Consider the following 11,585-nt stretch of genomic DNA (forward strand, 5'->3'; position numbering starts at 1 on the left):
GAATACCCGTCTGGTAAGACATTATTATTTTATATTCGAGATATTATAATCCATAAACAATCTCACAATCCCGAATGGTTCTCCCGGCATTAGCTGGTGAGCAAAAAAAAGGACTTGGGTAGCAAGGAGAAAGGAACAAGGATAAAGGTGATTAATGATAAGGGTTTAAGGAGCCTAGGGCTGAGGGCAAAGAGCATAGAAATATACTAAGTTAGGTGAAAGATTTTATGTTTACATACAGTATTTAAGCAAGCAGTAAATCAACTCTCATCCTTGCCAAGGAGGAGTACCTTCGCTAGTATGCGATTTCATCGCGTTCTGTAAAATACTTATAATTAAAGTCACACGATGAAATCGTGCGACAGCAAAGGGTGGTTTGATGGTATTGAAGTAACAATATGCAAAACCGCAACAAGTTTTATACAGTAGAGTGATGAGGTTAATGTACGTAATACAGGTACGAAATAAATCCGCACCTGTATCCATTATATTAATCTTAAAAACAGCCTTTAATCACGCCATCAGTAATATTTATAGCATTTTTGGTATAGTTTGGATCAAATGGATCTCCGGAATAAAGCTTACATTTAAAATTAGCTTCTAAATACCAGTTATCAGAGGCCTCTGTACCAAAACTATCATTATAGGATCCATTAGAATTTAGAAAATAAGAATTTGTAATATGCATTACAGAATTATTCTTAAAATTATTAAGCTCGTTTGAGTTATCACGGTGAACATATGAAATACTACTATTATATGTCTTATTATTTTCTATATCGTATATTTTAATATGCACACCAACATATGGCGTGGATGGACTTCCTATTCCATAATCTTCAAGTGAAAGAAATTGAAAAGGATGATCGCCATTTTTATATAAATCTTCTTTTACCTCAGGAATATCCCACAAGGTAGCTGTTGTATCAACCAGGTAAACTTCATTAAATCTGAATTCAACCAGGTATTTATCATCACGAAATTCTCTAATTACCTCAATAATGCTTAAATCATTTGGGAGATCTTCTAAAATACCAAGTCTGCAATTGGTTTTCCCGGAAGATGAAAACATTGCCGTTGGTGATTTAAACTCCAAAAGTTCATTGTTGATTGTACAAGAAAAATAAATGCTGTCAACAGTCATTTCCGATTCTGGTTTTATTTGATCCAAATCATTGCTTTTATCGCAGGAAACGAATAATATAGTTAACAATAGAGTTGATAAAAGAAAGGTTTTCGTAATCATCGAGTAGGTTGTTAAAATAATTTTTTTCATTTGTTTATAATTTGTTTTAATTTCCATATGGGACTTGCCAAATAAATCATCCTCATGTGTGAGAATTCGTTCTTATGGCTCGTTAGATATTAATTGTTTACGGTTATTTATTGCTTAGTTTTTGGAATATAATTAACTAAGACTAAATATATGATAAAGTGCACTCTATCCAATAAATATTGTAGGATAGAGTGTGTTGTAATTTTTACCAGGGAGTATCATTTACAAAATATGTAATATTAATAAAAATGATTATTATATATTAATATACTGAATTACCCACGTGTCGTTAGAAATACCTTTACATAATACTACAACTTCAGAGCCTTCATTATTTGCAAAAATGTAATTAGCACATAATTCAAACTCACTTGTTTGAGCATTGGGCTGATAGTACACATCATAAAATATCCTTTTTACAAATTTATAGTCATTATCTTCTACCTGATAAATTAGTGATGGTTCGTCATTGAAAACAGTAGCTGGTTGTATTGCCCATAAAAAATTATTACTGTGATACACATATGCCAAACCATAGTAAGTGCTTTCTGTGGTTATCTTAGCTATTGAATTCATGTCAGTACTGTAAGTTTCTTCTGATTCTGTAAGACTGGTTGTTCTGTAAATGTTGAAGTTGCTTGAAAAGATGTATTCACCATTTTCTGGAAACCAAAAATTATTTAAATTGGTTAGGGAATAGCTAGTAATACTTTTCTTAGCAGTATCATAAGCAAAAAGGCCTCTATGTGATGAAGCAATAATATAAGGTTTACCAGGTACTTTTTTTAGGGCTGATTCTTTATCAAGCCATTGTCTGCCAGGATCATCATATAAGGTACCATCGCTTATTTTGATATAATGTATGCTGGAAGTATTGCTTCCATATTGAGTATAGCAAAACCAATCATTCTCTCCCCAAGCAATATCATAAACAGAATAGTCTATGGTATATACTGATGTTACTGTGTTATTTGGAATGTCAACAGCGCTTATAAAACCATTGTGTCCTATGGCTGCCTTTGTCCAGTCTTCAGATATTGCTATACAGGTAGGAGCTTTGCTTAATTCAATTTCATTCAATACCTCTTTTGTGTTAATGTCTAGCGTAATTAACTTATTGGGTGATGTTGTTGCATAATACAGCGTGTTTGTGTTCTTATTAAATAAAGCATCTGTAATCTGTCCTTCAATGGCATATTTATTTTCGCTATCGCCTGGTGTAATTGCAGTAACAGTAATACTATGTGTTTGGCCTGATGAATTGTTAGACTTTAGATTTATGGTTGCTGTATTCTGACCAGAAACCAACTTTGTTCTATCGCAGGTAAAAACAATATCTTTGTATGATGTATGAGGACTATATACACCACTTGATGGAGTTATAGTAAGCCATTCCGGTATATCAGTAAATTCCCATACAAGTATGCCCTCTCCATAGTTTCGGAAACTTATATTTTGTGATGTTTTGTTTGAATAAAATATAATTTCGTCGGTATAGTCACCCACTTCAGGAGAACCAAGGTTTACGGTTACAGCTATGGATGTTTCAGGATTTATTTTATCATTTGTAGAAAGAACTATAGTACCAGTGGATAATGATGAGGTAATCTTCTCAGGAATAATTTTTAGAGGGATGTTATAGCTATCATAATAATCAAGAAAAAGCTTTTCCGTCAATAGTTGATCCGTATCTAGAGTCAGCCATTCAGGTAAACTGGTAAATTGCCAGCATAATAAACCTCTGCCTGTGTTTTTAATGGGCAAACTAAGATAAGTTGCTGTTTCGTAGTTTACATCTAATGTGCTTTCAACTTCCAGCTCAGGATCTCCTTCGTTAATATAAGCCACTGTAACTTTATAATTCCTTTTTTCTGCTTTTACTGTCATAAAGTCTATATAAACTCCAATTTTATCAAAAGAGGAGTTATTGGTGGCCGAGCAGTTAACGGTAGCAATTCCTTCAGACAAACTTCCAGTGTTTGAGTCAACGTTTAACCATGATGGTGTGGAAGTAATCTCGTAATTACTACTTACAAGATAGCCTAGATTAAACTGATAATCGGCACTTTCCCAATCAGGTGAAATATAGATGTTAGAATAACTCATAGGTTGTTGTTCTGTTGATAGATTTTCATCCAGGAAACTATTGTCACAACTTGTTATTAAACAAATTAGTATCAGAGATATAATATTTTTAATGATTCGTTTCATGTGTGAATTCCTTATGGTTTGAATTAAAAGGTATAATGTAAAACAATTGAATAATCAAGGCGTGATAAATTCAGCGGATCGTCTAAATCCACATTATCATCTGAGAAACTGTATCCGCCATTTATTTTAGATTCAAAATCAGCTGTTTCTAATGGACTCCATATAAAATCACCACTTAATCCAATTGATATATGTTTAGAAAATTTGTACTCAGCCGCAAGACCTATTTTGGCACCCGAAGTGTTTCCTGTTATCAAACTATTATTAGAATTATTGTAGTATATGTACTCATTAAATGTTGGATAGATAGATTGATTTTCTAAGCGATAGAAAATTGCTCCTGCCGAAAGTGACTCACGCAGTGTAATCTTTTTCTGCTTTCCTACATACTGTTGAAAAAGAATAGATGGTCCTACATAATTTACATACTGACGGAATTTTTCATTAACCTTGATATAGGTAGGATTGTAATAACTGCTTGATTTATACGTTTCATTATTTAATCTGGTCAGGAAAAAAGAATATTCTGCACCTATACCTAGTGCATTACTTAACATGTAATGAATGCTTGTATTGACATGCAAACCTTTATCCAGATTTTTATAGGTGTCAGGAGCATTAGAATCAAACAGATAATGATCTAAAATCCATGGCATGGTTGATAATCCGGCATTCAAACCAAAACACCATCTGTTATCAGGTTTGGTTCGTATTTTAGTTTTAGTCAGCTTATTCTTGTTTTCTTTCACTAAAGGTTGATCAGAGCGATAATACTCAGCAACCTCTAAAAGCGGTAAAAACTTCCCTTTTGAAGTTCCTTCTCCGCTGTTTAGCTCATACAAGATGCGATCCTTATTTATTAAAACAATCTTACATTTAATTGTGTCATTTTGGGTAGTTACAATTTTATCCTGAGCCTGAGCTGTAAAAAAGGCCAGTAGTAAGAGGGAAATCAATACGATTTTTGCCATTGCTATTTATTTGTTTTTGGGTAATATGATATATTTATTATTTTCCATCATTAATTATATCGTTCAGTTTTTCTCATAATTTAAGATTCTCCCCACCTTTTCAATAAATTCATTTACCAATACATTAAATTCCTTAGGGGAATCAAAATTGGCACAATGACCGGCATTTTTTAATACCACAAATTCGCTGTCACTAATTTGAGAATGCCAATCTTCTTCCATTTTTTTTGTGGACTCAGCTTCATATTCGCCTGTTAATATTAATGTGGGGTAGGAGGGTTGAATGGTTTCGCGGTCTTGAATCATTGTTGGAATGCCGGGCATGACCATAAGCGACTTTCTCTCATAAAGACTGGCTGTTTTGTAAAACAAAGCCTGGCCTTTTTCTGTGTTGCAGGTTGCTTTTGCCGTTTCCTTTTTATAGGCATTCATTGAAAAGAGGGCTCTGAATAACAAACAAAAATTGATCGATTCTTTAGCGTTGGCAAATACTTTGCTTTTTTCGTTGATATTGTACCCGCCTAATGAGGTTAATGATTTTACCTTATCAGGATGGTTAAGTGCAAAGTATTGCGCGATCAATGCTCCCATAGAAACGCCAACCAAATGGGCTTTATCAATTCCTTCCGTTTCAAGTATCTTTTTAATATGCTCAGAGGAGGCATCAATTTTATCGGTTGACTCATTGGCTTTTGACAGGCCATGACCGATCAAATCAATGGTTATTATACAATGTTTTTTTGAGAAGTAATCTATTTGTTGGTTAAAAGCGCTGTGATCGGAACAGGCAGGATGTAAAAACACAATGGCATCTTTATTCTTTTTACCCGAAACAAAATAATGCACATCATACCCATTCATGGAGATTGTTTTGTGCTCAATAATGCTATTTGCAGGGGGAGTGTTAATCTTATCAATGTTATGTTCGTAAATGGCAGCGTCTATTTCAAAGTAAGTTTTTACACCCACTATAGGGACTATGATGATCAATACAATGATCAGAAAGATCTTGATTCCTTTATGTATCTTCATTGTTTAGGTTAGTTTAGGTTAATGTAATTTTAATAAATAGTTGTTGTTTTTTATAACTGATTGCTAAATTAGTAAATTATGTTGGTATTGGATGTTTATGAAAAAGGGGTATTTATATTATTAAAAATAATTATTGATTCTCTTTTCTTCTAATAATCAACTATAATTATACCAATTATTTAAAGTAATTTACATTACAAAAAATCTCAAAATGTACTTTGTTCGATTAGCTCTTGCTTAGTATGTAATTTTTCTTCTCTAAGGTATGTAAATGATTGAGGAGGAACTATTCCAAATTCTTCCTTAATACATAGCTGCTTGTTATAACGAGTAACTTTTTTAATTTCAAGAGCGTATCCTTCTGTTTTACCTTTAAAATAGTTAAAAAAGTAATCTTTTGAAATGCCAGAAAATTCACTTGTTTCTGCCCATAATTCATTTAATTTTTTCTTATGTACAGATTTTATTTCAAATTCACCGACAACTTTACTTATCGGTGCAGAGGCATATATTACAACTTTATTTACACTAGAATTCTTAAATATTAATCTTCTAAATTCAAATTTTTTTGTTCCGTTGAAAATTCTTTCAACAAATTCTGGTTTAATCGATAATATAATTTTCATCTGTTTTTGATCCTTTAATAATAATTTCAAACTTTTCCCTACTTATCTTTTCAAAACCCCTTGGTGCACTATTAACATCTGAAATTACTCCAAGTTCAATTAACTTCGCCAAATTTAATCTTTTAGGAAAGGTGTAAATGTAAAGAAAATTCACTATAAAAGGAGAAATCCACTTGCCATATGATTGATATCTCCAATGTCTTTTTAATTCATCATCATCAAAGACACTTCTTTTTCTACATAATTCGATAAATTTCTCTTCAGAAGGAATATTATCATGAACACTTTCAACTAAACCTATTGTTGTTATTACACTTTTGTGATATCCTCCTGTGCGATAAAATAAAATTAAATCTCCTTTAGATACGCTTCTGTCATAAGAACGACTAACATATACTTTTTGAATAGCATTTCGGTGTGGTTCATTTTCAATAAAACTTTGTGGGGATTCATTATTCAAAACAGAATCAGGTAATAATTCTGTATGATAGTCTGGATAAATCGGGACTAAGTAAGTTTTACTGTTTCTGGTTATAAATGGATAAGTTAGTTTTGGGTAATTAATGTTTACTTCTTTTTTGAAATTACGAACTAGAACTTTCTCTATACCATTGGGAGTTTTTGATGTTCCCCATTCTTTAAATCCCCAGTCTTCTAATAATCGAATTAATCTGATCTGTTCGTCACGCTTTTCAAAAATAGTTACATAGATTTCGTCAACTTGATTCACTAATGCGTTGTCAAAAATTATTTTTAAAAATCGCTCTCCCAGTTTATAACCATTAGATTTAACTTTAAATGTCCCAACCTTCAAACGTTTTTTGGGTTCAAATATTGGTTCTATTGTGTTATATTGCTCATTTTTATTTTCAATTTTAAGATACAAAAACGCACCAATTTCATTGTCCGCAAAACATATATATGATACTTCATCAGATTTTTTCTTGAACCAGTTTTCAAATTCAGCATAGTCTTCTTTAAATGAATCAAAAAATTCATCTTGTAATTTAATGTTTCCAAAAAACTCTTTTTTTACTGCTAATACTTTGTAATCAGTTAAATCAGGATTTTCAGCTGTTACTTTTTCTATATAAGAATCAATTGTGTATACCTTTTCTGCAACGCCTAATGCCAAAGCTTTTTTATGTATGCCTCTATCTTCTGTAACAATAATGTCAACTCGGTCATTATATACTTCTTTTACAATACTGGTATCAATTGTATCATTCTTCGTTATATCTTTTAATCTTAAATTTTTGATTTTATCATCATCTAAAGATTCGGTTTTAAGTATATTATAGTTTTCAATTTTGATTTTCATTGTCTCTACGACAGAAGGATCTTTATGCTTAGATATTTCTTCAATAGAAAGAGGGTGAACTATTTTTGTTGCTTTCGTTCTATCAAACCAATTAAATAATTTGCCGATATCTGAATTTCTTACCTTACTTGCTTCTCGATGAATAACAATGTTTGTGTCTAGTAGGATTCTCATAGAATTAGTTTTAGTTTTTTAATGACATTTTTATATTCTTCTGTTGTGAATATTATTAATTCACAATTTAATTCGTTTGAAACTTTCTTTGCATAGATAATCTCTCTTTTCTGCAGGTTATCAATAAATTCAATATTATAGCTAACACCATCTCTTTTTTCTAACTTTTCTTTAATAGATTTAGGAGAATCAACTAGGAGAAGAAGTAAAACAGGATTAATACTTTTAAATGTATTTATAGGAACTTCGATTGGTCGATTATCATTATTAATTAAACAAAAATGCCCGTCTAACAAATAGTTTTTTGAATCAATGCCTTTATTATTTAGCGCAATTAATAGTTTATCTTGAGTAGCATTAATATTATCAATGTTTTTTATATGTGAATTAGAAGATATTTCTGACCACTTGATTAATTCGCTGGCAACTAAATGCTCTAATGGTAATTGCATAGTAATAATCTTACAAATTGTGCCTTTTCCAACACCATGTACACCTCCTATAAATATTATTTTTCTTTCGTTTTTCATAGATCGTATTCACTTATGGCATCATGTAACAGATAGTTATTTATTTTTTCGGTTATAAATGAGTGTTTCGGAAAAGCATGCTCAATGCCATATTCTAATAAATTTCAGTAAAGTATATTTCCATAAGCGTTATCAAAAATATACATTTGATGACTAAATTCAAATTATTTTTAACGTGTTTGCTATTTATTCCATAAATGCTTTATAATAAACCATCAACGTTTAAGTTTAAAGTAGCAATGTTTCGGTTTATTATATCAAACTTTGGGGTAATAACATGAATGTTTCAGTTTACAACAGAACCATTACAGGTTTAAACATAAACTTTGAGGTTTGAAGTATAATCATTGATATAAAAACTACGAACCTTTCTATAAATAGTATCAACGTTTGTACTAAAAACATCAACCTTGTCAGAAAAACTGACAAGGTTCAATGAATTTACCAGAACCTTAAGGTAAAATCAATGGGCTTTTGAGTGAAAAACGGTAAGAATCTTAAAATTTTAATAAAAAGCCGGGGTTTTTAACTCCAAACTTTAATCATAAACCATCAATGTTGATGTAAAAAGTAAGAACGTTGAGTGTTTTAGTAGAAACGTTGACCTAAAAAGTATCAAGCTTGTCAGTTTTTATGACAAGCCTGGGGTTGAAAGTATAAACATTCAGGGTTCAAACACCAATGTTGATGTTTTAGGTATAAAACTTTATGTTTGAGGGGTCAACATTGATGTTATAAAACTAAAAAATCCGGTAATAAAATTTACCGGATTCCATCTTAAACTTTAAAGACTTTACTACTCTTCAGAAGTTTCATTCTTTCTTTTTCTGCGGGTAAAACGAGTACTTAAACTATTCGTAATTTCTTGTGCCCCGGCAACACCATTTTTTGCAGCAAGCTTTGTGTTGTTATAAAATAACAAAGCATGATTTAATGCTTCACTTCCCGCTACTAAAGAAGTGTCCTCAACCTGGCTTAAAAGTTTTTCTAAAATCCCTGAAACTGGTAAAAGACCTGTGGCGTCTGCTACATCAATGTCAAAATCTTCCTGAGATGTAAAAGCAGGACGAAGATTTGGGTTTTGTTTACTGTATTCATTGGCTTCAGTAACAAAGGCCAGTGATTTGTTGCCCATTTTTGCTAAACCTCGTCTGTCATCTTTTGTTACTGTTAAAAGATACGGAGATAGAATACTGTTTACCTCATTTAACTTGTTTAGTGCTTCGGTAAGCACCTCCTGCGGGATGCTTGATTGATGAAGATTCTTCATAAAATTGATTAATTTTGAAAATTATACATTAGCGGATCCACTAATGACAACTTTCGCCGGCTAGCTTTAGGGGTCAGGAGTGGTCCGCATTTTTAATTAACGTTAAAATAACATTAAATAGTATAAAAGCATAGGGTTATTATGACGAATGAATGTCATAAAGTGATAAACATATGATTATTATACGTTAATTGTTAATGTGCTAATAAAGTACTTGTATTGCAGTGAGTTACAAAGGTTGTTTTGTAGTGTGTTTTATTGATAAATAATATGAGTATATGCATATCGTGCCAAAGTGTATTGCTATTATTATGATTTTTGTAATAGTTTATAAAAACCATTAGGCTTTACCTTTGCGCTTTCATGCTTTCAACAATATTAAATGATTACAATATATTATTGCTACGCTGAAATAGAAGTAAATCATCAAGAATAAATATCACTGAGAAGTACAAATAAAGAGTTAACAACTCGCCACAAACAAAAATTGCAAATGAGCTATATACCAAAAATTGAAGATATTAAGGCTGCTGCTGATCGTTTAAAAACGGTAATTCGAAGAACTTCGTTGGAATATAATCAGACTTACTCCGAAAAATATCAAGCCGATATTTATTTTAAGAGAGAAGACCAGCAAACTGTTCGCTCTTATAAAATCAGGGGAGCATATAATAAAATGGCTTCTTTACCTGCTGATGAAATTCATGATGGTGTTGTTTGCGCTAGTGCCGGTAATCATGCTCAGGGTGTGGCTTTATCGTGTTTTATGCTCAAAGTTAAAGGAACCATTTATATGCCAAGCACTACGCCTGCTCAAAAAATAAACAGGGTGAATACTTTAGGTAAAGAGTGGGTTAAAGTGGTATTAACAGGTGATACTTTTGATGATGCCAATGATGCAGCCATTCAGTTTAGTGAAGAAAACAAACTGCCATTTATTCCCCCTTTTGATGATCCTAAAATCATAGAAGGACAAGGAACCGTTGGTATTGAAATTATGGAAGATCTGCCTGATCTGGATTATATATTTATTCCTGTTGGAGGTGGTGGACTGAGTGCCGGAGTGAGTACTTACATTAAAAGTATTAATCCTGATGTTCAGGTTGTTGGAGTTGAACCCAAAGGAGCACCATCCATGTACGAGTCTTTAAAAGCTGGGAAAGTTATTACATTGGAAGAGATTGATAAGTTTGTTGATGGAGCAGCGGTGCAACATGTGGGCGAATTTGCTTTTCCGGTTTGTCAGCAATACATCGATGACATGCTTTTGGTTCCTGAAGGTAAGGTGTGTACTAAAATTTTAGAGATGTACAACAACGATGCTATTGTTGCAGAACCAGCAGGCGCCTTGTCGGTAGCAGCCTTGGAACAGTATGCTGATGAGATTAAAGGTAAAAAAGTAGTTTGTATCATCAGTGGCGGTAACAATGATATTACCCGTACCGAAGAAATCAAAGAACGTTCATTATTATACGAAGGATTAAAGCATTATTTTATCGTTCGATTCCCACAAAGGGCAGGGGCATTAAAAGAGTTTGTTAACGATATTCTTGGGCCCAACGATAATATTGTAATGTTTGAATACGCCAAAAAGATCAATCGCGAAAAAGGTCCTGCCTTAGTAGGTATTGAATTAAAAGACAAGGCCGATTTTGAACCTTTGTTAAACCGCATGAAAGCCCGAAACTTTTTAGGCGAATACATCAATAAAAATCACGATCTGTTTTCGTATTTGATTTAAGAGATTAGCAAAGAGCAAAGTGACCAGGGCATAGGGTATTGGACTCTATGCTACACAATGCTTTCTTAGCCTGCCACGCCAAAGCTGCCGTGCGTTTCCTCATGCGTGGATTACATATTTTACAAGTATTAAATTTCATCCTGTCAATTCTGTAAATCCTGTCTAAAAAGTCAAGCTGTAAATCAAAGACCAGATAAGTCATTGTATTAGGACAGGATTAACAAGGTTAACAGGATTGTAGAGCAAAGCGTCTCGCTTTATTGTTTATATAATGGCTACACAATGCTTTCGCTCGTTTCCTCACGCGTGGTAAACATATTTTACAAGCATTAATTTTAATCCTGTCAATTCTGTAAATCCTGTCTAATAAAGCAAGCTGTAAATCAAAGACCAGATACATCATTGTCTTAGGACAGGATTAACAAGATTAACA

9 protein-coding genes are annotated in these 11,585 nt (G+C 32.4%); 1 reads left to right on the forward strand and 8 read right to left on the reverse strand.

The window, feature by feature from the left end; all coding sequences use genetic code 11:
• Positions 1-496: 496 nt before the first annotated feature.
• The 8 genes from OM075_RS23060 to OM075_RS23095 form a co-directional block, all read right to left on the reverse strand.
• Positions 497-1,276: a hypothetical protein gene (locus tag OM075_RS23060; RefSeq protein ID WP_301192921.1), complete on the reverse strand. Its 780-nt coding sequence runs from the start codon at positions 1,274-1,276 to the stop codon at positions 497-499.
• A gap of 255 nt (positions 1,277-1,531) precedes the next feature.
• Complete coding sequence (locus OM075_RS23065) at positions 1,532-3,487, reverse strand: BACON domain-containing protein (protein ID WP_301192922.1); 1,956 nt, start codon at positions 3,485-3,487, stop codon at positions 1,532-1,534.
• Between the two features lie 23 nt (positions 3,488-3,510).
• Positions 3,511-4,458, reverse strand: a complete 948-nt coding sequence (locus tag OM075_RS23070; protein ID WP_301192923.1) for a hypothetical protein — start codon at positions 4,456-4,458, stop codon at positions 3,511-3,513.
• Positions 4,459-4,521: 63 nt separating this feature from the next.
• Complete coding sequence (locus OM075_RS23075) at positions 4,522-5,490, reverse strand: alpha/beta fold hydrolase (RefSeq protein ID WP_301192924.1); 969 nt, start codon at positions 5,488-5,490, stop codon at positions 4,522-4,524.
• 206 nt (positions 5,491-5,696) lie between these two features.
• Complete coding sequence (locus tag OM075_RS23080; RefSeq protein WP_301192925.1) at positions 5,697-6,116, reverse strand: ASCH domain-containing protein; 420 nt, start codon at positions 6,114-6,116, stop codon at positions 5,697-5,699.
• The gene (locus tag OM075_RS23085; protein ID WP_301192926.1) at positions 6,094-7,611 is read right to left on the reverse strand and encodes a hypothetical protein; all 1,518 of its coding nucleotides are present in this window, start codon (positions 7,609-7,611) and stop codon (positions 6,094-6,096) included. Before OM075_RS23085 ends, OM075_RS23080 begins: the two co-directional genes overlap by 23 nt.
• The gene (locus tag OM075_RS23090; RefSeq protein WP_301192927.1) at positions 7,608-8,141 is read right to left on the reverse strand and encodes an ATP-binding protein; all 534 of its coding nucleotides are present in this window, start codon (positions 8,139-8,141) and stop codon (positions 7,608-7,610) included. Before OM075_RS23090 ends, OM075_RS23085 begins: the two co-directional genes overlap by 4 nt.
• Before the next feature lie 796 nt (positions 8,142-8,937).
• Positions 8,938-9,411, reverse strand: a complete 474-nt coding sequence (locus tag OM075_RS23095; RefSeq protein WP_301192928.1) for a hypothetical protein — start codon at positions 9,409-9,411, stop codon at positions 8,938-8,940.
• A 493-nt stretch (positions 9,412-9,904) separates the two neighbouring features.
• Between OM075_RS23095 and ilvA the strand changes: the two genes are divergently transcribed.
• Complete coding sequence (gene ilvA, locus OM075_RS23100; protein WP_301192929.1) at positions 9,905-11,152, forward strand: threonine ammonia-lyase IlvA; 1,248 nt, start codon at positions 9,905-9,907, stop codon at positions 11,150-11,152.
• The last annotated feature ends 433 nt before the right edge of the window (positions 11,153-11,585 follow it).

This window comes from Plebeiibacterium sediminum (assembly GCF_026013605.1).
In the GTDB taxonomy this organism is placed as follows: domain Bacteria; phylum Bacteroidota; class Bacteroidia; order Bacteroidales; family Marinilabiliaceae; genus Saccharicrinis; species Saccharicrinis sediminus.